The organism is Sagittula stellata E-37, assembly GCF_039724765.1.
Classification (GTDB): Bacteria; Pseudomonadota; Alphaproteobacteria; order Rhodobacterales; family Rhodobacteraceae; genus Sagittula; species Sagittula stellata.
This window is the reverse complement of the sequence record NZ_CP155729.1, coordinates 2,253,742-2,273,319: the sequence shown is the minus strand read 5'-3', so window position 1 is coordinate 2,273,319 and position 19,578 is coordinate 2,253,742. Positions and strand designations below refer to the sequence as shown.

The window sequence follows — 19,578 nt, the reverse complement described above, 5'->3', positions numbered from 1 at the left end:
CCAGGGCCATATCAGGACCAGGAACCGGGGCCGTACCGGGGGTTCAAGACACCCCCTTGCGACGCCACCAAAAGAGACACACGGCAGGCAGATCCCTGCCCTTCGAGAAAGGTTGAGACATGGCTGTCCAACAGAACAAAGTTTCGAAGTCGCGCCGCAACAACCGCCGCGCGCACGATGCACTGTCCGCCGCAAACCCGAACGAGTGCGACAACTGCGGCGAGCTGAAGCGCCCGCACCACGTGTGCCCGTCCTGCGGCCACTACGCGGAACGGGAAGTGATCGCGCAGGCAGACGAGATCGACCTGGACGAAGACGCAGCTTGATTGCTGCACGGCGGGACACCGCGGCATGACCTCTCGTGACGACAGGAAGGCCACGGACGCGGACCGCGTCGTGATTTCAGTGGACGCCATGGGCGGAGACCGGGGACCGGCGGCAGTTGTCGCCGGTATTGCCGCGTCTGCGACCAAGAATCCGCAAATCCACTTCATCCTGCACGGCCCCGAGGCAGAGCTTGAAAAGCTCGTCGCCAAGAAGAAGGGCCTGCCCGAACGCGTGACGCTGAAGAACGCCGAGGGCGTGGTCAGCATGGACGACAAGCCCAGCCAGGTCATGCGCCGCGGCAAGGGCACGTCGATGTGGTCCGCGCTCGAATCGGTGCGCGACGGCGATGCCACCGTGGCGGTCTCCTGCGGGAACACCGGCGCGCTGATGGCATTGTCGATGATTCGCCTGCGCAAGCTTCCGGGCGTGAACCGCCCCGCCATCGCCATCCTCTGGCCCTCGCGCAATCCGCAGGGGTTCAACGTGATGCTCGACGTGGGCGCCGACATCCGCGCGGACGCACAGGATCTTCTGCAATACGCGCACATGGGCGCGTCCTACGCCCGCAACGGGCTGCACCTCGACCGGCCCCGCGTTGGCCTGCTGAACGTCGGCACCGAAGAGCACAAGGGCCGGGCCGAGCTGAAGGAAGCCCACGACCTGATCCGGGCCAGCGCCGACAGCGGCAGCTACGACTTCGTCGGCTTCGTCGAAGGCGGCGACATCCCCGGGCGGCGCTGCGACGTGATCGTGACCGACGGCTTCACCGGCAACGTCGCGCTGAAGACCGGCGAAGGCACCGCCTCGCTGATCGGCGACCTCCTGAAGGAGGCCTTCGCCTATTCCCCCCTCTCCCGCATCGCCTCGCTTCTGGCACTGACCTCGCTCAGCCGCCTGAAAAAGCGCATCGACCCGCGCCGGGTGAACGGCGGCGTCTTCCTCGGGCTGAACGGCACGGTGGTCAAATCGCACGGCTCCGCGGATGCCACCGGCATCTCCGCCGCGGTCAAGCTTGCGTTCCAGCTGGCCGAAACCGGTTTCGGAGAGCGGCTGGCCGCCCGCGTGGCCACAGTGCTCGACGAAACCGACCCGCCGGGTGTTGCGTCTGGCGACGCTGCGGCGCAGGATGCGGCCGGGCAGAAGGACATCAACTGAAATGACACGACGCGCGACCGTTATCGGGGTCGGACACTACCTTCCCGATAGAATCGTGGAGAACGCCGAATTCGAGACCGGGCTGACCGGACTGACCCCCGAACCGATCGTTCTCGAAACTTCCGACGAATGGATCCGGGCGCGCTCCGGCATCGAACGGCGACACATCGCGGCCCCGGGCCAGACGACGTCGGACCTTGCCACGCGCGCCGCCCGCGTTGCGCTGTCCGATGCGGGCATCTCCGCCGACGACATCGACGCCATCGTCCTCGCGACCTCCACCGCCGACCTGACCTTCCCCTCCGCCGCAACCATGGTGCAGGCGGAACTCGGCATGACGAAGGGCTTTGCCTTCGACGTGCAGGCGGTCTGCGCCGGGTTCATCTATGCGCTGGCCAACGCCAACGCGCTCATCACCTCGGGCCAGGCCGAACGCGTGCTTGTCATCGGGGCGGAGACGTTCAGCCGGATCATGGACTGGACCGACCGCTCGACCTGCGTGCTCTTCGGCGACGGCGCGGGCGCGCTGATTCTCGAAGCGCGCGAGGGCGAAGGCACCAACGCCGACCGGGGCATCCTGTCCTGCGACCTGAATTCCGACGGGCGGTTCCGCGACATCCTCTACGTCGACGGCGGCGTCGCGACGAACACCACCGGTCACCTGCGCATGGCGGGCAAGGAAGTCTTCCGGCACGCGGTCGAAAAGCTGGCCTCCACCGCGAACACCGCGATGGACAAGATCGGCATGCCCTCGTCCGAGGTCGACTGGGTCGTGCCCCACCAGGCCAACATCCGCATCATCGCCGGCACCGCCAAGAAGCTGGGCCTGCCGATGGAGCGGGTGGTCGTCACCGTGCAGGACCACGGCAACACCTCTGCGGCGTCGATCCCGCTGGCGCTGTCCGTGGGGCGGGCGCGCGGCCAGATCTCCGAAGGCGACGTGGTCGTCACCGAAGCCATCGGCGGCGGCCTCGCCTGGGGCGCGGTCGTGCTGCGCTGGTAACCCACCCGGACGATTACATCGCCAGAAGACCATGGCTTCATTGCCGTGGCGGCATCCGTTTGCTATCCGGCTAGGGAAGACCTTGCCGGAGCCTGTTTCCATGTCCGCTATTAAATCGTTGATTTTGTCGTATTGTTTTGAAGGCGTGCAAGACGGCCCGGCGGACCGGGTCACCCGATGCTGAAGATCTCCTCATCGCAGTTCGACGGTCTTGCACAGAATGCCGTGCACGCCTTCTACACCGGTCTCGGAGCCGAGCTCATGACCTTCATCGAGCACGACATGCCCGAAGAGATCGCCCCCGACCAGCGCGTGCCGCGCATCAACCACGCCTTCGAACTGTGCCAGTTCTACGGGATCGAGACGGAGGCCGACATCGCCCGTCTCAGCCATATACTGCTGGCCTTCCCGCCGGATTTCTTCCAGCAGCCCGATTATCAATGGGCGCATGACATCCTGTCCTCGGGCGAACCCGCCAGCGACCGCGTCGACCGGCTTGAACACATCCTTCTGACCTGACGCGCAAGTCCCGACGATGCCACCGAAACCCGAACGGAAACCGGCCGTCCACACGGTCAAGCGCGGCGAAACGCTGTCCCGCGTGGCGCGCGAGAACGGCACGACTCCGTCCGCCATCGCCCGTGCCAACGGCCTGAACCGCAAGAAGCCGCTGAAACAAGGGCAGAATCTGGTGCTGCCGCCGCCCGCAGGCGCGCCGCCGGCCCCGCCGAAGAAACCGCCGAAAGGCAAGACCGCCGCCGCCGCCGGTCAGGCGTCCGGCGCAAAGAAGAAGAAGGCCGCGCCCGGCCAGGTCGTCCTTCCCTGCGGCGCGCTGAAACCGGTCAAACCCGAGATCCACGCCGCCTGGAAAAACGACAAGGCCGAAGCGCTTTACGTGGAGGTCTCGCAGGACAAGTCCTCCAAGGCCACGTTCGAAGGCAAGGTCGGCGCCGGGCTGTTCCGCGTCAAAGCGGGCAACATGGACGAGTCCGACAAACGGCCCGTCACCGCCGATTTCGGACTCAATGTCGCCACGGCCGAGGTCTCTGCCCATCACGGTCCGGGCGGGCTGAAGGCGGATGCGTCCGCCAGCGGCATGAAAACGGCCTTCGCGGTACAGGCCAACATGCCCCACAACGCCAAGGCCAAGCTGGGCACAGAGCTGGAACTCGGCTCCGCCGAAGCCAAGATCGACATGCTGAACGGCAACGACGGCAAGCGCTCCGGCTTTTCGGCAGGCATCGGCGCCAGCGCCGCGGCGGCCAAGGCCGATGTGGAGGGCGAGATCACAATCCCGATCCACTGGCTCTCCCCCGTCACGGAATTCTTCGGTCTCGGCAAGCTGACGGACTGGACGGTCACCGCGAATCTCAAGGCCGGGGTTTCGGGCGGGGCCATCGGGGCCGGCGGGCGCATGCACGCCTACAAGGACCTCGAAACCGGCCGCTACACCATGGGCAGCGGCGGCGAACTTGCCGTCCTCTTCGGGGGCGAGGCAGACTTCGACCTCAGTATCGGACCAAAGCTGAAACCCGGCGGGCCCTGACCGGGCCCCGCCCCACCCGCACAAACGCCCGCACCAACGTCCGCCGACAGAAAGGACCCGACCCATCATGGCAGACGACGCCATCACCCTGCTGGAACGCCCAATCTCGCCGCAGTCCGACCTCGAACGGATCTACGTCGACACCATCGTGCGACAGGGCATCTTTCCCGCCGGGCACTTCTCAATCGCCCTGCCACGGAACTGGCTGGCGGAACCCGCGGGCGAAAACGCCGTGCCCGGCCCCGACAACCCGGTCGTGATGCTGGTCCGTTTCACCCCCGATGCACCCGACATCTACGGGGCAGAGATCGGCGCCAAGGTCATCGTCGTTGCCGCCTTCCTGCCGCGCGTCATCAACGGGTCCGACTGGCTGCGCACATGGCTGACCGCCCAGGGCCACGACGTCCACGCGCTTGAGGAGCTGCCCACCGCCTACGGCCTGATGGGCGAGGCACTGACCACCGATCCGGCCACCGGCCGCCTGCACCGGATGATGACCGTCAAGGACGGCGACCTGATGTACCTGATCGACGGTTCGGTCGACCATCGCGGCCGCCCGGATTGGCCGCATTTTCAGGAAATCCCGCTGATGGCGCTGATCCGCTTCCAGCTTCTCGACCCCTCCGACGAACCCTACGCCGAACCCATGGCCGACCTGGAAATGACGGCGTCCGAGGCCAGGGCCAGCTTTTCCCTGCCCGTCAGCTGGCTGGAGGTCGCGCCGGGCGACACGATTCCCGACGGCGACGTCCGCCAGATGATCCTGCCCCATGGCGACACCGTCGCGGGCACGCTCGTTGCCATGCTGGGCGCTAAATACGACCGCGCGCAGGATTTCGAGGACAATCTCACCGCCAAGCTGACCAATCAGGGCATGAGTTTCGAGGCACCGCAACAGATCCTCAGCGCCACGAACGCCGGCACCTTCATGGAGGCGTTCTTTCGCCGCGGCACGTCGCAGGGAACGGCGGTCACACTGCTTTGCCTGCGCGCCGTCACGGCCTCCGGCCCGCTGTCGCTGTGTCTGCTCGGACCTGCCGCCGATGCGGATTTCGAGAAATGGGCGGTCAATCGCCGAGTGTTCGAAATCGCGATGGAGACGCTGTCCATCACCCCGACCTGACACCGGCGCCGCTTTGGCGCCGGATCGGACTTCGCGGGCCTCTTTTTCAATATGCGACAAAAGGCAACTTGCCGTCTTGGCATGCCATCTAAAATCCCCTCTCCAAGCCATTGATATTGACTTGGGATTTGGCACGCGCATAAGCTGCACCAGGACAGCGGAGGGAATGAGTATGGGGGAAAAAACCCTGACGCGTATGGACTTGAGCGAAGCGGTATTTCGCGAGGTTGGTCTGTCGCGGAACGAGAGCGCGGAACTGGTCGAGGCAGTGCTTCAGCACATGTCGGACGCGCTTGTCGAAGGAGAACAGGTCAAGATTTCGTCCTTCGGCACGTTTTCCGTGCGCGAGAAGGCCGCGCGTGTGGGGCGCAACCCCAAGACAGGTGAAGAGGTTCCGATCCAGCCGCGCCGCGTGCTGACCTTCCGGCCCTCGCACTTGATGAAAGACCGCGTGGCCGCGGGCAACAAGCGCTGAGGCGCGTAACGCATGTCGAAGTCGCCTGACGCCTTCCGCACCATCTCGGAAGTTTCCGAGTGGCTAGAGACCCCTGCGCATGTTCTGCGGTTCTGGGAAAGCAAGTTCACCCAGGTCAAACCGGTGAAACGCGCGGGCGGGCGTCGGTACTATCGCCCTGCCGACATGGAATTGCTCGGCGGAATCAAGAAGTTGCTGCATGAGGACGGGCTGACCATCAAGGGCGTCCAGAAGGTGCTCCGCGAACAGGGCGTGCGGTATGTTTCCGGTCTGTCGCCACAGGTCGGCGACGAAGACGAGGACGCCGCCCTGATCGAGGATGCGCCCTACATCGAGGTCGAGCAGACCGACGACGGCGTCGTGGCCTTCCCCGGCAGGTCTGCAGAACCTCCGCAGGACACGCCGGAGACCGGTCAGGAGGGCGCTGTCGAACCGGCGGCTTCCGCCCCCGAAGACACACACGAAGCGGCAGCCGAAGCGGCGGAAACGGACGAAGATCTGCCCTCCCTGCCACCGCTCGACCCGTTCGACACCCCCGACGAACCCCTCGCCCCGCCCGCGCTGAAGCCCGCGCCCGTCGCACAGGACGACGCCGTCTCCCTCGCGCCACAGCCTGCGCCCATGCCCGCCGACGTTCCCTTGTCAAATGACGCTACGGCAGAGCACACCGCCGTGGCCGCAACGGATGCGGGAGAATCGGTGACGGAGGACGACGACATGGCCCGCCTTGCAGAGGACACGCTGCAGACCGCTTTCGCTTTCGATCTTCCGGACGCCGCTGGCATTCCCTCGCCCGGGGAAACGCCCGACGACACGGCATCCGACCCCGACCCCGACTTGGCCGCACCCGCCGAAGACCCCATCGTCGACGCCCCCGAAGCGGCGGACGTGATGGACGACGCGCAGGACAGCGATCCGGACGGCGATCCGGAACCGGTCGAGGCGGAAGCAGACGCGGAAGCAGACGTTGCCCTGCCCGCCGAACCGGATGCAGAGCACGACCCGGCGCACGTCCCGGACATCTCGGTGCAGGACGCGCCGGTGCGCGCGACCAACGCCCTGAACCTGCCCGACTTCGCACAGCCGGAAGATTCCGGACCTCCGCACGCCGGCCCCGGTCTCCTCGCCCGGGCGGCATCGCTCACACTGCTCTCGCCAGAGCAGGCAAGGGCCATCGCCGCGCAAATGCCGGTCCTGCAGCAGCGGCTCGATCGCCTGAATGGCGCGGGTCAGGACGACGTCTGATCGGCCTCTCTGAAATCCCCCGAAAATTGCTGCGGCGGGGGGTTGCCCTTGCCGCAGAAAACGGTAATTAGGCCGGACAAGTCGGGCTATGGCGCAGCCTGGTAGCGCGTCCGTCTGGGGGACGGAAGGTCGCAGGTTCGAGTCCTGCTAGCCCGACCAATTCACACCCCGCCAAGCATCCCCATGCCGTCGCGCACCGCGCGTCCGGTGGCTTGGCGCACCGTGTCTGCCGCTCCCGGAACATCCGCAATCGCCGCACCGGGGCACACGTGCCCCCGCGTCGCTTTTCGTCTCCCCCTTCGCGCCGGGGCTTGTTAAGACGACTCCCGACAAGACGGAGACCCCCATGACCGGCGTACTGGCCAGCCAGCAGATCCAGACCCTGATCTCCACCGGCGCGCTTGCGGCGGACGACCCGTTCGCCCCCGGCCAGTTGCAGCCCGCCAGCCTCGACCTGCGGCTGGGGACGCGCGCCTACCGGGTCCGCGCCTCCTTCCTCGCGGGCAAGGGCCGGACCGTCGCGTCGCGCATCTCCGAGTTCGAAATGCACGAGATCGACCTCGGCCCCGGCGCCGTGCTGGAAAAGGGCTGCGTCTACCTCGTGCCGCTGATGGAACGCCTCAGCCTGCCGGACGACATCACCGCCATCGCCAACGCCAAAAGCTCCACCGGGCGGCTCGACCTGCTGACCCGCGTCATCACCGACGGCGGGACGGAGTTCGACCGCGTGGCTCCGGGCTACGACGGCCCCCTCTGGGCCGAGATCTGCCCGCGCAGCTTTTCCGTCCTCGTGCGCCCCGGCATGACACTGAACCAGATCCGCTTCCGGCGCGGTCAATCCGTGCTCTCCGACGCGCAGCTCACGGCGCTGCACGAAGAGGTCGGACTGGTGGCGGGCGGTCCGGCGGTGATCGACGCAGGGCTTGGCTTTTCCGTCGACCTCGAACCCGGGCCGCAGGGCATCGTGGGCTACCGCGCCCGCCCGCACACCGGGGTGATCGACCTCGCCAAGCTCAACCACTACGACCCCGCCGACTACTGGGACCGCCTGCGCTCCGACCGCAACCGGCTGATCCTCGATCCCGGCGCCTTCTACATCCTCGTGAGCCGCGAGGCCGTGCACATACCGCCGGGCTACGCCGCCGAGATGGCCCCCTTCCTCGCCATGGTGGGCGAGTTCCGCGTGCATTACGCAGGTTTCTTCGACCCCGGCTTCGGCCATGCGGCGGCCGGCGGCGCGGGCGCGCGCGGTGTGCTCGAAGTGCGCTGCCACGAGGCGCCCTTCGTGCTCGAACACGGGCAGACCGTGGGCCGCCTCGTCTATGAACGCATGTCCGAAGTCCCCGCCCAGGTTTACGGTCAGGGGATCGCCTCGAACTATCAGGGACAGGGCCTGAAACTTTCGAAACATTTCATGACCGCCTGACGCGGGAACCTGCGCCTTTCCGCGCATTCCCTGCGGGCCTTGGCGGCGCCTTGCCGGATGGCGCCACGTCAACCGACGGATTTTCCGTTTCACCGGAACCGGTTGGCCCATTCTCCTGTTGTCGCTCCAAGGATCGGGCACGCCGTCCGATACCGGAAACCACGACAATGGAGCATATCAATGTTCAAGAAAATCGCAGCCTCCGCCATTGCCCTCACCGCCGTGACCGCAGCGCCGCTGTTCGCGCTCGACGCCGCCACCACGACCGAGCTGAACCTGCGCGAAGGCCCCGGACCGCAGTACGGAGTGGTCAGCGTGATGCCGCAGGACGCGATGGTCTCCGTCGACGGCTGCACGGCCTCCGACTGGTGCAAGGTGTCCTTTGACGGCGCCGAAGGCTGGGCCTACAGCCCCTACCTGCTGAACACCACCATGCCGGAACCGACGGTGATCTACCAGAACACCGATGCCATGGACGTGAAGATCATCGAACAGGAGAAGGACGGCACCGAAACCGCCGTGAACGCGACCGCGGGCGCAGGCTTTGGCGCCGCGACCGCCGCGCTTCTGGTCGGTGGCCCCGCTGCCGTCGCCGCAGGCGTTGTGCTGGGGGCCGCAGGGGGCGCCGCAGCCACCCCGGCAGAGACCACCGTCACCTACGTGTCGCAGAACCCGGTCGAGCCGGTCTATCTGAACGGCGAAGTCGTCGTCGGCGCCGGTATCCCGGACGGCGTGACGCTCTACGACGTGCCGGAAGCGGACTACACCTACGCCTACGTCAACGACGCGCCGGTCATCGTGAACCCGGAGAACCGCCGCATCGTCTACATCGTGCGCTGACGCTGATACGGCCAGACACAGGAAGGCCCTGCCACACGGCGGGGCCTTTTTTGGTGCGGTCAGCCTGAGGGCGTGGCGCAGACGCGTACCGGATCGCGCTCAGGACTGTCCGTCGCGCCGCGCCTGTCGAGCCGCGCGGCGGGCCTGCCGCGCCTCGCGCTGCGCCTGCCGGTCCGGCTGCTCCGCACCCCGCCCGTCGTCAAAGCTCTGCGCCATACCGTCGCCGCGCATCCGGTCGCCGCGTTGCCCGCCACGGCCCTGCCCGAAGGCGCGGTTCATACCGGCGTTGACACCCCGGCTCACGAATTGCCGCACCACCTGATTGACGATCATCCGAATGATCTGGTCCATGCTCCTGCCTGCCTCCTCTCGGACGCGGCACGCTGGTCCGCATCCCTTGGATTATGTAGCTGCCCGGGCAGCGGCCTGCACCGCGCCCCGTTTCACCAAGAACTTACCAGACCGTAACGCGCAATTGCGTCCAATCTTGGGCGCACACGGGGAATTGTCCCTAGTCCTCGAACAGTTCCGACTGGCCTTCGCCGGCCTCCATCTCGTCCGGGTCTCGCTCGTCGCCCATAGGCCCGATCGGCGACGGGCGGCTCTCCAAAAGCCCCGCCGACCGCAGTTCCGCCAGCCCGGGAAGATCGCGCGCCGATTCCAGCCCGAAGTGATCGAGAAAGCCCTGCGTCACCACAAAGGTCACCGGTCGTCCCGGTGTCATCCGGCGTCGTCCGAAACGGATCCAATCCATCTCGATCAACTGGTCGACCGTGCCGCGCGACACGGCAACCCCCCGGATTTCCTCGATTTCCGCGCGCGTCACCGGCTGGTGGTAGGCGATGATCGCCAAGGTCTCCACCGCCGCGCGCGACAGCTTGCGGGTCTCCACCATCTCGCGCTGCATCAGGTAGCCCAGGTCGGGGGCGGTGCGCATCGCCCAGGCGTCGCCCACGCGCACCACGCGCACGCCGCGCCCCTCGTAACGCTTGCGCAGATGCACCAGCGCCTCCGCCGGATCGCAGCCGTGGGGCATCCGGTCGCCCAGGTCCTTCACCGTCACGGCCTCGGCGCTGGCGAACAGGATCGCCTCCACCATGCGCTCCTGCTCGCCCATGGGCGGCGCCTCGAACAACGACTCGCGTATCGGTTCGGCGACGTCTTCGGCCCCCTCCTGTCCGGTCTCCGGCAGATCGTTCATTCCCGGCCCTCCCGGCGGCGCAGCTGGATCGGCTCGAATGTGCCGCTCTGCCGAAGCTCCACCTTGCCCTCCTTCACCAGTTCCAGCGAGGCCGCGAAAGTCGCCGCCGTGGCCGAGCGCCACATCACAGGGTCTTCGTTCCAACCGTCCGGCAGATAGCCCTGAATGTCCGTCCACTGGCCCGCAAAGCCGATCATGCCGCGCATCCGGTCCAGCGCCTGTTCCATGGTAAACACCTTGTCCCGGTCCATCACGAAGGGCCGGAATTCGTCCTTGGTGCGGATGCGCGCGTAGCCCTGCATCAGGTCCAGCAGCGAGGCGGTGTAGACCACCTTCCGCACGCGCTCCATCTCTTCCGGCACGCCGCGGGCAAAGAAATCGCGGCCCAGCCGGTCGCGCGCCATCAGCTTGGCCGCCACCTCGCGCATCGCCTGCAACCGCTCAAGCTGAAAAGCCAGATGCGCCGCCAGATCCTCGCCCGAGGGGCCTTCCTCCGTCGGGTCGGGCGGCAGCAGGAGGCGCGATTTCAGGAACGCGAGCCAAGCCGCCATCACGAGGTAGTCCGCCGCCAGTTCGATCCGCAGCGCCTTGGCCTTCTCGACAAAGACGAGGTACTGCCGCGCCAGGTCCAGAACGCTGATCTGGCGCAGGTCCACCTTCTGCGTGCGCGCCATGTTCAGAAGCAGGTCGAGCGGTCCCTCGAAGCCCTCGACGTCCACGACCAAAGCTTCCGCCGCCATGCGATCGGCGACGGAAAGCGGCAGTTCCGGCTCTGTGTCGGTATCGTCCATCGGACACTCTTCACGCGGTCAAGGCGTCAAACTCAGCCTCCAGCGCCGCGATGTCAACATCGTCGGGCGCGCGGCGGGCGGCCAGCGCCGCCTCTGCGCGGGTCTGTGCCGCCGGGGTCATCTCTCCGCAGCGGTCCCAGATCGACACCATCTCATCGAAGGCGCCGTTGCAGTGCAGGACAAGGTCGCAACCCGCCGCCAACGCCGCGGCACAGCGTTCGTCCACCGTGCCGCTCAACGCCTCCATCGAGATGTCGTCGGTCATCAAAAGCCCGTCAAATCCGATCTCTTTACGGATCACCTTGACCATGATGTTCGATACCGTGGCCGGTTGCGGGTCGATCTCTTCGAACACCAAATGTGCCGTCATGGCCAACGGCAGGTCGTTCAATGCACGAAACGCGGCAAAATCGGTATGGTCGAGCACATCTCGCGGCGCGCCGACGCGCGGCAGGTCCTTGTGACTGTCCAGTGTGCCAAGCCCGTGGCCGGGCATGTGCTTCATCACCGGCAGAACACCGCCCGCGAACAGCCCATCCGCCACGGCGCGGCCATGGCGGACCACGGTCGCCACGTCGGTGCCGTAACAGCGGTTGCGCAGGATCGGGTGCGTCTCGTCCCGCGCGACGTCCAGCGTCGGGATGCAGTTTCCGTCGATCCCCATGGACCGCAGTTCGTGCGCGATCAGACGGGCGCGCAGCCAGAAGGCCCGCGGCCCCAGCGCCACGTCGTCAAGCGGCGGCCGGAATTCCTTTGCCAGCGGCGCGCGCAGGCGCTGCACGCGCCCGCCTTCCTGGTCGATGAACACCGGCGCGTCGAAACCGGCGGCTGCGCGCATCTGGTCACACAGCGTCCGGACCTGGTCGGCGCTTTCGATGTTGCGGGCAAAGAGGATGAAGCCGAAAGGGCGCACGTCCCGGAACAGCGCCCTCTCGTCCGCCGTCAGCGCCTGCCCCGCGCAGCCAAGGATGGCCGCGCCGAAGCGGTTCATCGCGTGACCACCGGGATGCAGTCCACCTTCTCGGCGACAAACGCCGCGCAGAACCGCCGCGCATCCGACAGGTCGACGAAGCCCTCGGCCCGCAGGCGGTAGAACGTCCGCCCGCCCGATGTCGCCTGCTGGATCACCCGGCCCTTGCCGTCCATGAAGTCGCCAAAGCGGGTCTCCAGACGTGTCCATTCGGACCGCGCCGTCTCGGCGCTGTCGAACGCGCCGATCTGCACCAGCCGTGTGCCGGCGGGCAGAGTCGCGGGGTCGATCTCCTTGGTGACGCTGGCCACGGCGGCGGCGATCACGTCGGCATCGACCGGCCCGACCGACGCCACCTGCAAGCCGGAGGGCCGCAGCCTGGGCCTGAGCGACCGGCCAAGTCCGGGACCGGGCTTGGGCATCTCGGCCTCTTCCTCGTATTCGTCTTCCGGGAAAAGATCGCGCGCGCCCGAAGACGACACGTCCTGCACCTCTGTCACCACGGGGTTGTCTGCGCCGGGCGCCAAAGGCGTCAACGGCTCGCTTTCGGCCGCGATCTGGGCCGCCAGTGCAAGAATAGGGTCGTTTTCTGCATTGTCGCCGGATTGCGTCGACAACACCGCCGGCGTCGCGCCATCCTCCGCCGCGGTGGCCATCGCTTCTGCGTCCTGCTGCAACGCCAGGGACAGTGCCCCCGTGGCCACGTCTTCGGAGGCAAGCCCAGCCGGGCGCGGTGCCAGGACAAGCTGTTGCGCAGGCCCTTCGGCAGACCCCTGCCCCGCCACGGCGTTGACCGCCAGCCCCTGGTGATCGGCCAGCGTACCGCCCGGATCTTCGGGCGCCACCCGCATCGGACCGGAGGCCGCGCGCACGACCGGCACGCCGCTGACGTCCCGCGCCATCACGCCGTAGCCCCAGATGCCGACACCAACGACCAACGCCAGAGACGCCGCAGCGCCCAGCAGGTTGGTCATCGAAACCGTCCGGACCTGCGCCGCCGCGCCATAGTCCTGAGCGCCGTAATCGGCAGCGCGTTCGCCGTCGTACCGTTGGCCACCGTGCTGAAAATGCCCGGAAACAGGCGCAATGCGCCCCGCGTCATAGGAATAGTCCGCCATGTCTGCCTCGTGTTCCCCCGCCAGTACATTGCCGGCAAGGTGATGCTGCTCGTCCTTCATGAAGACGCCGCCGGCCCGTAGGACCAGCCCAATCGGATTGGATAAGCGCCTGTCGGACCCGGCGGCGCGCGCCTTATGTCAGCGCATTTCTTCCACCGGGGTCACGCCCAAGATACCAAGGCCAGCGGAAATCACAACTGCCGTGGCGCGTGCCAGCGCGATTTTCGACTGTGTTGCAACAGGGTCATCCTGGAGGAACCGCAACGCCGGTTCGTCGTTGCCCCGGTTCCACAGCCCATGCAGGTCCGCCGCCAGTTCGCCGAGGTACGTCGCCACCCGGTGCGGTTCGTGTGTGCGCGCGGCGATCTCCACCAGACGCGGCCATTCCGCCAGCTTCGCGGCGAGGTGCAGCTCGGCCGGATGCGTCATGCCGGACAGGTCCTGCGCCGCCAGCGTCGCATCGGACACGTCGATGCCCTCGGCCCCCGCCTTGCGCAGCACCGAACAGATCCGCGCGTGGGCGTACTGCACGTAGAACACCGGGTTTTCCTTCGACTGCTCGACCACCTTGTCGAAGTCGAAGTCCAGCGTCGCGTCGGATTTCCGCGTCAGCATGTGGAACCGCGCCACGTCGGCGCCCACCTCGTCCACGAGATCGCGCAGCGTGATGAAGGTCCCTGCCCGCTTCGACATCTTGAACGGCGCGCCGTTCTTGAACAGCTTCACCAGCTGGATCAGCTTGATGTCCAGCGGCACGCGATCCTGGCTCAGCGCCTTGACCACCGCTTTCAGCCGCTTGACGTAACCGCCGTGATCCGCGCCGAAGATGTTGATCAGCAGATCGAACCCGCGCTGCACCTTGTCGTAGTGATACGCGATATCCGGCGCGAAATACGCCCAGGACCCATCCGCCTTCATCACCGGGCGATCCTCGTCGTCACCGAAATCGGTCGACTTGAACAGCCACTGCTCGCGTTCTTCCCAATCTTCTTCCGCCTTGCCCTTGGGCTTCGGCAGGACGCCCCAGTAGATCAGCCCCATCTCTTTCAGCGCGTCGATCGCCGCCTCGATCCGGCCGGTGCCGTACAGCGACTTCTCGGAGAAGAAGACATCCATGTGCACGCCAAGCGCGGCCAGGTCGTCGCGGATCAGGGCCATCATCGCCGCGGTCGCGAACTCACGGACCTCCGGCAGCCAGACCTTCTCGGGGGCTTCCAGCCAGACGTCGCCCACCTTGTCCTTCAGCGCCTCGCCGACCGGGATCAGATAATCGCCGGGATAGCTGCCTTCGGGCCAGTCGACCGACAGATCGTGCGCCTCCTGGTAACGCAGGTACACGGACCGCGCCAGCACGTCGACCTGCGCGCCGCCGTCGTTGATGTAGTATTCGCGGGTCACGTCGTAGCCGGCATAGGCCAGCAGCGAGGCCATGGCATCGCCCACGATCGCGCCGCGCGCGTGGCCCACGTGCATCGGCCCGGTGGGGTTGGCCGAGACGTACTCGATGTTGACCTTCTCCCCCTTGCCCATGTCGGACCGGCCATATGCCGTGCCGCCGCCCAGGATCGCCTTAGGAAGGGCTTGCCAGACCGACGGCTCCAGCCGCAGGTTCAGAAAGCCCGGGCCCGCCACCTCGGCACTGGCGACACGCGGGTCGTCTGCCAGCTTGACCGCCAATGCCTCCGCGATGTCGCGCGGCTTCTTGCCCGCCGGTTTGGCCAGCACCATTGCCGCGTTCGTCGCCATGTCGCCATGCGCCGGATCTCGCGGAGGTTCCGTCGTCACGGCATCGGTGTTCAGACCGTCAGGCAGCACACCCTCGGTCACGAGGGTCGTGATGGCATCGAGGACAAGCGCGCGGATATCGGCAAAGAGGTTCATGTTCAGGCTCCAAGGATTGGCGCCTCCTCTATCACTTTGGCCGCGCGCGTCAAACGTGTCGCTTTGCCCCTCAGGCCTCCCGCCGTTCCTCCCGCTTCTCGGTGAAGGACAGGATGCGCGTGCCGGGCCGGTCCTGCGGGTCTTCGTCGGGCGCAAGGAAGCGCAGCCGCCCGCCCGGCGTCAGCTCTGCCACCGCCACGGCGCCGTTCAGCATCTCGCGCCAGTTCTCCAGCTTCCATTCCTCCGACAGGGTGCTGACGCGGAACTCGTAGCCCTCGGCAATCGCGGCGTTGGCCTCGAAGTAGGTTTGTTGCGGCGCCAGCGGCCGACCGCCCAGCGTGGCCGGCAGCGCGTGGCGCGAACTCGTCTCCTTCACCCGCTTAAGCTGAAAGACGTTGTCGCGCCCGAACTCCGGCGCGAGGTCGGTGGCGACCAGCGTGTTGTAGGCATCGTTCTCGGCGGCGCAGATCAGCTTCTCGTAGGCGATCAATTCCACCCGTTCTTCCGCCGCCTCCGACAGGATGTCGCCAAAGAACACGTCGATCCCGGCCTCGCGCGCACCGCGCAGCCGCGCATGATTGGGATCGGCGATCATCACCGGCAGGCCGGTGGATTTCTTCACCTCGCCCTTCTCGCCCTTCTTTTCCACCTGCCCCATCTTGCGCAGCGCCAGCGCCAGCTCCACCGACCAGCGCGATCCGCCGAGGATCAGCACACCCGGCTTCTCTCCGGCGCTGAGGCCAAGGAACCGCGCCACCGGAGACAGGGTGAAACCGTGCAGCACCACGGTCGCCGCCACCAGCGCGAAGGCCAGCGGCGCCACGCGGTCGCCGTCCGGGATGCCAAGCTCCACCAGCCGCTCGCCGAACAGCCCGGCGACGGCGACCAGCACCACACCGCGCGGACCGGTCAGGGCCACGAGGATGCGCTCCTTCGCGGGCACGTTGGTAAAGGCCAGGGCGATCAGCACCGGCAGCGGGCGCGCGATCAGGATCACCACCGCGACGAAGACCACCGCCCGCCAGTCCAGAACCATCAGCCGGTCGAAACTCATGCCCGCCGCCAGCAGGATGAACACCCCCGAGACCAGCAACACGGTCGCGTGTTCCTTGAAACGGTAAAGCTCGGTGAAGGACGGCAGCCCGGCATTGGCGATCCACAGCCCCATCAGGGTCACAGCCAAGAGGCCGCTTTCGTGCAGCACCGAATCCGCAACGGCGAAAACCGCAAGCAGAACAACGAACAACACGGGGACCTTCATGTATTCCGGCACATAGGCGCGGCGGAAGGCGGCCGCCAGACCCGCGCCCCCGGCCAGCCCAAGGGCGCTTGCCACGCCGATCCCCATGGCAAGCTGCCAAACGGCATGGCCCGCCCCGGTGGCGGTCTGCAGCACGACGACGACCTCGAAGGCCAGGACCGCCGCCAGCGCGCCCACCGGGTCGTTGACGATCGCTTCCCACTGGAGCAGCGCCGCCGGACGTTTCGCCAGCTTCGCCTGCCGCAGAAGGGGCGCGATCACCGTCGGGCCGGTGACGATCATGATCCCGCCGAAGACCGCGGAGGTCTCCCACGACAGGCCGGCCACGTAGTGCAGCGCGCAGGCCGACATCAGCCACCCCAGCGGCGCGCCGATGATCACCAGCCGGCGCACGCCGGTCGCCGCGTCGCTCAGATGATCGACGTCCAGCGTCAGCCCGCCCTCGAACAGGATGATGGCCACCGCGATGGCGATCATCGGCGACAGCATGGTGCCGAACTGGGCGGCCGGGTCCAGAAGCCCCAGCACAGGGCCGACGATCAGCCCCGCCGCCAGCATCAGCACGATGGCCGGAAGCCGCATTCGCCAGGCCAGCCACTGACTGCCCACGCCAAGCGCGCCCACCAGCGCAAAAGCCAGAACGGGGTCCAGTGCCCCCGCCGATTCAGCTACCGCCATTCGTCCCTCTCCGTATCGTCCCGGTCAGACCTAGGACGGTTCCGGTGTCCAGTCGACTTTTCTTGCATCGCCGTTCACGGCATCGCCCGTGCCGAATGGCTTCAGCACCACGTCCCCGGCGGACACACACTGCGCATCGGACCAAGCCTCCGGCTCCTTCCGCACCCGCACCGCCATGCGCCTCACGGGACTTGGCAGGCTCAGAAAACGGTTGAGGATCGCCTCATAACTGATTGCTTCATATGATTTATCATCGGATGAAACACCCTCCGGAACGACCAATGTCGCGCAGCCTTGCGCGGCAGTCAGGCCACGCTCCAGCGCATCCGTCAGCGCCAAGCTCAGCGCAAAGACCTCGCGCGATGCGCCGGCGTTTCCGGCCACGTTCAACAGCATGCAGTCGATGAAACAATCCAGCGGCTCGCCGTTCCAGCTTCCCCTGAGCAGATCGACCACGTTGTGGGGCATCCCGCCCAGCGTCAGCGTCTGGATCAGCGCGGGCCGGAACCCGGCGACCTCCAAAAGGGCGTCATGTTCGCGGCCAAGCGCCACCACGCGACCGCCCCCACCGGCGATGCGCCGGCACAGGGACGCCGCAAGGGGATGCTCCGCACCCGCCACCACGGCGACCCTGCCCTCGAACTGACCTGACATTTCCAATGGACCGCACACCCTTCGACGAAAGATGTGACACAGAGATCACTGCCGCGAAAGCCCGGTTTCCCAATGTCCGTCCAGAATGTCGGTGCCGGTCAGCTTGGCGTGCTGCTGCAAGGCAAAACGGTCGGTCATGCCCGCAATGTAATCGGCCACCAGACGCGCCCGCGTGGTTTCGTCCTGCGCCGCTTCCACATCCTTGTGCCACCGCCGCGGCAGCAGGGTGGGATCGTCCATGAAGATCGGAAACAGGTCGTCGACCGCCTGCGTCACCCGCCGCCGCTGGTCCATGACCGTCGGCGCACGATAAACCCGGGTGAACAGGAACTTGCGGAACTCCGAGATGTCCGCCGTCATCCGGTCGGAAAAGGCGATCACCGGATACCCCAGCTCGCGGATGTCCTGCGCCGACCGCGCGCCGCTGTCCGAAAGGATCTGCCGCGACACGTCCAGAAGGTCGGTGACCATGACGCCGAACACCCTCCGCAGCGCCTCGTGGCGGCGGCGATACCAGTCGGTGCCGGGATACAGCCGGTCCACTTCGGCATAGGCCTCGCCCACCATCGGCAGCTCGGCCACGGCCTCCTCGGTGAACAGCCCGGCGCGCAGCCCGTCGTGCAGGTCGTGGTTGTTGTAGGCGATGTCGTCCGACAACGCCGCGACCTGCGCCTCGGCGCTGGCATGGGTGTGCAGCTCCAGGTCGTGCAGATCGTTGTAGGCCTTCAGCGCATAGGGCAGATCGTCGCCCGGATCGTCCGGCCCCGAGGTCAGCGGCCCGTTGTGCTTGGCGATGCCCTCCAGCGTGTCCCAGGTCAGGTTCAGCCCGTCGAACTCCGCATAATGGCGTTCGAGCGAGGTCACGATGCGGATGGTCTGGGCGTTGTGGTCGAACCCGCCGTAGGGCTTCATCAGCGCGTCGAGCGCATCCTCCCCGGTGTGGCCGAAGGGCGTATGGCCCAGATCGTGGGCCAGTGCGACCGCCTCCGACAGATCGATGTTCAACCCAAGCGTGTTCGATATGGTCCGCGCCACCTGCGCCACCTCGATCGAATGCGTCAGACGCGTCCGGTAGAAATCGCTCTCGTGCTCGATAAAGACCTGCGTCTTGTGCTTCAGCCGGCGGAACGCCGACGCATGGATGATCCGGTCGCGGTCGCGCTGGAAAGAGGACCGGTGCGCGCTCTCCTCTTCCGCGAAAAGCCGCCCGCGTGCGGTTTCCGGATCGCTTGCGTAAACTGCGCCCATCCGGCCTGTCTCCCATAAAATCTGACGCTGGTCTCTTAGCGCCTCGGGCCAGCGATAACAACAAGTTGTCTCGACAGCTGCCCGGCCGCCGCGACAGGGCCGCAGACCGCACCAAAACGTAACACAGATGCACAAGCCGCGGACCAGAAAGCCAAGCCCCGTCTTGCCCCCGCGCCCGCCCGCACTTAAGTCTGTAAGGACCGCAACCGAGGACCGATCCATGCAGCTCCCGCCGAAAGTCACAGAACGCGCCTTCGAACGCTTGTCCGAAATCGGTGCCGCCGACCAGGGCAAGGCCCTGCGCGTGGCGGTCGAGGGCGGCGGCTGTTCCGGCTTCCAGTACGACATCAGCCTCGACGCGCCCGCCACGGACGACCTCGTGATCGCCGAAGGCCCGGAAAAGGTGGTGGTCGATCCGGTCTCCCTGCCCTTCCTGTCCGGCGCCACGATCGACTTCACCGACGAACTCATCGGCGCGCGCTTCACCATCGACAACCCGAACGCCACCAGTTCCTGCGGCTGCGGCACGTCCTTCTCGATCTGAGCGCGCACCGCCACGCCACGCGGTGCCGAACGACAAAAGGGGCCGACCGGCCCCTTTTGTCGTCATCTCTTCATTTCCGTCATGTCTTCATC

At 66.7% G+C, this 19,578-nt stretch carries 20 protein-coding genes and 1 tRNA gene; 12 read left to right on the top strand and 9 right to left on the bottom strand.

The window, feature by feature from the left end:
* The first annotated feature begins 119 nt into the window (after positions 1–119).
* From rpmF to ABFK29_RS10800, 11 genes are all read left to right on the top strand, one after another.
* Positions 120–326 carry a 50S ribosomal protein L32 gene (rpmF, locus tag ABFK29_RS10850; RefSeq protein WP_005857862.1) on the top strand — a complete coding sequence of 69 codons (207 nt, stop codon included), beginning with the start codon at positions 120–122 and terminating at the stop codon, positions 324–326.
* Positions 327–351: 25 nt separating this feature from the next.
* Positions 352–1,482: a phosphate acyltransferase PlsX gene (gene plsX / locus ABFK29_RS10845; protein ID WP_005857860.1), complete on the top strand. Its 1,131-nt coding sequence runs from the start codon at positions 352–354 to the stop codon at positions 1,480–1,482.
* 1 nt (position 1,483) lies between these two features.
* Entirely contained in the window at positions 1,484–2,485 is a 1,002-nt protein-coding gene (locus ABFK29_RS10840; protein WP_040604375.1) for a beta-ketoacyl-ACP synthase III, read from the top strand.
* 177 nt (positions 2,486–2,662) lie between these two features.
* Entirely contained in the window at positions 2,663–3,004 is a 342-nt protein-coding gene (locus ABFK29_RS10835) for a hypothetical protein (RefSeq protein WP_005857856.1), read from the top strand.
* Between the two features lie 16 nt (positions 3,005–3,020).
* Complete coding sequence (locus ABFK29_RS10830; RefSeq protein ID WP_005857854.1) at positions 3,021–4,031, top strand: LysM peptidoglycan-binding domain-containing protein; 1,011 nt, start codon at positions 3,021–3,023, stop codon at positions 4,029–4,031.
* A gap of 67 nt (positions 4,032–4,098) precedes the next feature.
* On the top strand, positions 4,099–5,154 hold the full coding sequence (locus tag ABFK29_RS10825; protein ID WP_005857852.1) for a hypothetical protein: 1,056 nt from the start codon (positions 4,099–4,101) through the stop codon (positions 5,152–5,154).
* A 172-nt stretch (positions 5,155–5,326) separates the two neighbouring features.
* On the top strand, positions 5,327–5,629 hold the full coding sequence (ihfA, locus tag ABFK29_RS10820; RefSeq protein ID WP_005857850.1) for an integration host factor subunit alpha: 303 nt from the start codon (positions 5,327–5,329) through the stop codon (positions 5,627–5,629).
* Between the two features lie 12 nt (positions 5,630–5,641).
* On the top strand, positions 5,642–6,874 hold the full coding sequence (locus ABFK29_RS10815) for a MerR family transcriptional regulator (RefSeq protein WP_005857848.1): 1,233 nt from the start codon (positions 5,642–5,644) through the stop codon (positions 6,872–6,874).
* 82 nt (positions 6,875–6,956) lie between these two features.
* Positions 6,957–7,033: transfer RNA gene (locus tag ABFK29_RS10810), tRNA-Pro, on the top strand.
* Between the two features lie 187 nt (positions 7,034–7,220).
* Positions 7,221–8,300, top strand: a complete 1,080-nt coding sequence (locus ABFK29_RS10805; RefSeq protein ID WP_005857846.1) for a 2'-deoxycytidine 5'-triphosphate deaminase — start codon at positions 7,221–7,223, stop codon at positions 8,298–8,300.
* A 180-nt stretch (positions 8,301–8,480) separates the two neighbouring features.
* Entirely contained in the window at positions 8,481–9,140 is a 660-nt protein-coding gene (locus tag ABFK29_RS10800) for a DUF1236 domain-containing protein (protein ID WP_005857845.1), read from the top strand.
* 99 nt (positions 9,141–9,239) lie between these two features.
* Here ABFK29_RS10800 and ABFK29_RS10795 read toward each other — a convergent pair whose 3' ends face one another.
* The 9 genes from ABFK29_RS10795 to ABFK29_RS10755 all read right to left on the bottom strand — a co-directional run bounded on the left by ABFK29_RS10795 (position 9,240) and on the right by ABFK29_RS10755 (position 18,942).
* Complete coding sequence (locus ABFK29_RS10795) at positions 9,240–9,491, bottom strand: hypothetical protein (RefSeq protein WP_005857843.1); 252 nt, start codon at positions 9,489–9,491, stop codon at positions 9,240–9,242.
* A 160-nt stretch (positions 9,492–9,651) separates the two neighbouring features.
* Positions 9,652–10,341, bottom strand: a complete 690-nt coding sequence (gene scpB, locus ABFK29_RS10790) for an SMC-Scp complex subunit ScpB (protein WP_005857842.1) — start codon at positions 10,339–10,341, stop codon at positions 9,652–9,654.
* Positions 10,338–11,132: a segregation and condensation protein A gene (locus tag ABFK29_RS10785; RefSeq protein ID WP_005857840.1), complete on the bottom strand. Its 795-nt coding sequence runs from the start codon at positions 11,130–11,132 to the stop codon at positions 10,338–10,340. The genes scpB and ABFK29_RS10785 overlap by 4 nt, the downstream gene beginning before the upstream one ends.
* Positions 11,133–11,142: 10 nt before the next feature.
* Positions 11,143–12,123 carry a beta-N-acetylhexosaminidase gene (gene nagZ, locus ABFK29_RS10780; RefSeq protein WP_005857837.1) on the bottom strand — a complete coding sequence of 327 codons (981 nt, stop codon included), beginning with the start codon at positions 12,121–12,123 and terminating at the stop codon, positions 11,143–11,145.
* Positions 12,120–13,280, bottom strand: coding sequence for an SPOR domain-containing protein (locus tag ABFK29_RS10775; RefSeq protein WP_005857835.1), 1,161 nt, complete (start codon positions 13,278–13,280; stop codon positions 12,120–12,122). The genes nagZ and ABFK29_RS10775 overlap by 4 nt, the downstream gene beginning before the upstream one ends.
* A gap of 78 nt (positions 13,281–13,358) precedes the next feature.
* On the bottom strand, positions 13,359–15,101 hold the full coding sequence (gene argS, locus ABFK29_RS10770) for an arginine--tRNA ligase (RefSeq protein WP_005857833.1): 1,743 nt from the start codon (positions 15,099–15,101) through the stop codon (positions 13,359–13,361).
* 70 nt (positions 15,102–15,171) lie between these two features.
* A complete protein-coding gene (locus ABFK29_RS10765; RefSeq protein WP_040604374.1) occupies positions 15,172–17,040 on the bottom strand; it encodes a cation:proton antiporter in 1,869 nt (622 codons plus the stop codon).
* A 30-nt stretch (positions 17,041–17,070) separates the two neighbouring features.
* Positions 17,071–17,694 (bottom strand): hypothetical protein, encoded by a 624-nt coding sequence (locus ABFK29_RS10760; protein WP_005857829.1) that lies wholly within the window; start codon positions 17,692–17,694, stop codon positions 17,071–17,073.
* Between the two features lie 45 nt (positions 17,695–17,739).
* Entirely contained in the window at positions 17,740–18,942 is a 1,203-nt protein-coding gene (locus ABFK29_RS10755) for a deoxyguanosinetriphosphate triphosphohydrolase (RefSeq protein ID WP_005857827.1), read from the bottom strand.
* 220 nt (positions 18,943–19,162) lie between these two features.
* On the opposite strand from ABFK29_RS10755, the gene ABFK29_RS10750 reads away from it, so the two are divergent.
* On the top strand, positions 19,163–19,486 hold the full coding sequence (locus tag ABFK29_RS10750; protein ID WP_005857825.1) for a HesB/IscA family protein: 324 nt from the start codon (positions 19,163–19,165) through the stop codon (positions 19,484–19,486).
* Positions 19,487–19,578: the final 92 nt, after the last annotated feature.

Excerpts from the sequence above, each read along its gene's own strand:
- rpmF (WP_005857862.1), top strand. The coding sequence starts at position 120 with ATGGCTGTCCAACAGAACAAAGTTTCGAAGTCGCGCCGCAACAACCGC.
- ABFK29_RS10775 (WP_005857835.1), bottom strand. The coding sequence starts at position 13,280 with ATGAAGGACGAGCAGCATCACCTTGCCGGCAATGTACTGGCGGGGGAA.
- ABFK29_RS10760 (WP_005857829.1), bottom strand. The coding sequence starts at position 17,694 with ATGTCAGGTCAGTTCGAGGGCAGGGTCGCCGTGGTGGCGGGTGCGGAG.
- ABFK29_RS10765 (WP_040604374.1), bottom strand. The coding sequence starts at position 17,040 with ATGGCGGTAGCTGAATCGGCGGGGGCACTGGACCCCGTTCTGGCTTTT.
- ABFK29_RS10840 (WP_040604375.1), top strand. The coding sequence starts at position 1,484 with ATGACACGACGCGCGACCGTTATCGGGGTCGGACACTACCTTCCCGAT.
- ABFK29_RS10815 (WP_005857848.1), top strand. The coding sequence starts at position 5,642 with ATGTCGAAGTCGCCTGACGCCTTCCGCACCATCTCGGAAGTTTCCGAG.
- ABFK29_RS10830 (WP_005857854.1), top strand. The coding sequence starts at position 3,021 with ATGCCACCGAAACCCGAACGGAAACCGGCCGTCCACACGGTCAAGCGC.
- nagZ (WP_005857837.1), bottom strand. The coding sequence starts at position 12,123 with ATGAACCGCTTCGGCGCGGCCATCCTTGGCTGCGCGGGGCAGGCGCTG.
- ABFK29_RS10785 (WP_005857840.1), bottom strand. The coding sequence starts at position 11,132 with ATGGACGATACCGACACAGAGCCGGAACTGCCGCTTTCCGTCGCCGAT.
- argS (WP_005857833.1), bottom strand. The coding sequence starts at position 15,101 with ATGAACCTCTTTGCCGATATCCGCGCGCTTGTCCTCGATGCCATCACG.
- ABFK29_RS10825 (WP_005857852.1), top strand. The coding sequence starts at position 4,099 with ATGGCAGACGACGCCATCACCCTGCTGGAACGCCCAATCTCGCCGCAG.
- ABFK29_RS10835 (WP_005857856.1), top strand. The coding sequence starts at position 2,663 with ATGCTGAAGATCTCCTCATCGCAGTTCGACGGTCTTGCACAGAATGCC.
- ABFK29_RS10795 (WP_005857843.1), bottom strand. The coding sequence starts at position 9,491 with ATGGACCAGATCATTCGGATGATCGTCAATCAGGTGGTGCGGCAATTC.
- ihfA (WP_005857850.1), top strand. The coding sequence starts at position 5,327 with ATGGGGGAAAAAACCCTGACGCGTATGGACTTGAGCGAAGCGGTATTT.
- plsX (WP_005857860.1), top strand. The coding sequence starts at position 352 with ATGACCTCTCGTGACGACAGGAAGGCCACGGACGCGGACCGCGTCGTG.
- ABFK29_RS10755 (WP_005857827.1), bottom strand. The coding sequence starts at position 18,942 with ATGGGCGCAGTTTACGCAAGCGATCCGGAAACCGCACGCGGGCGGCTT.
- ABFK29_RS10800 (WP_005857845.1), top strand. The coding sequence starts at position 8,481 with ATGTTCAAGAAAATCGCAGCCTCCGCCATTGCCCTCACCGCCGTGACC.
- scpB (WP_005857842.1), bottom strand. The coding sequence starts at position 10,341 with ATGAACGATCTGCCGGAGACCGGACAGGAGGGGGCCGAAGACGTCGCC.
- ABFK29_RS10750 (WP_005857825.1), top strand. The coding sequence starts at position 19,163 with ATGCAGCTCCCGCCGAAAGTCACAGAACGCGCCTTCGAACGCTTGTCC.
- ABFK29_RS10805 (WP_005857846.1), top strand. The coding sequence starts at position 7,221 with ATGACCGGCGTACTGGCCAGCCAGCAGATCCAGACCCTGATCTCCACC.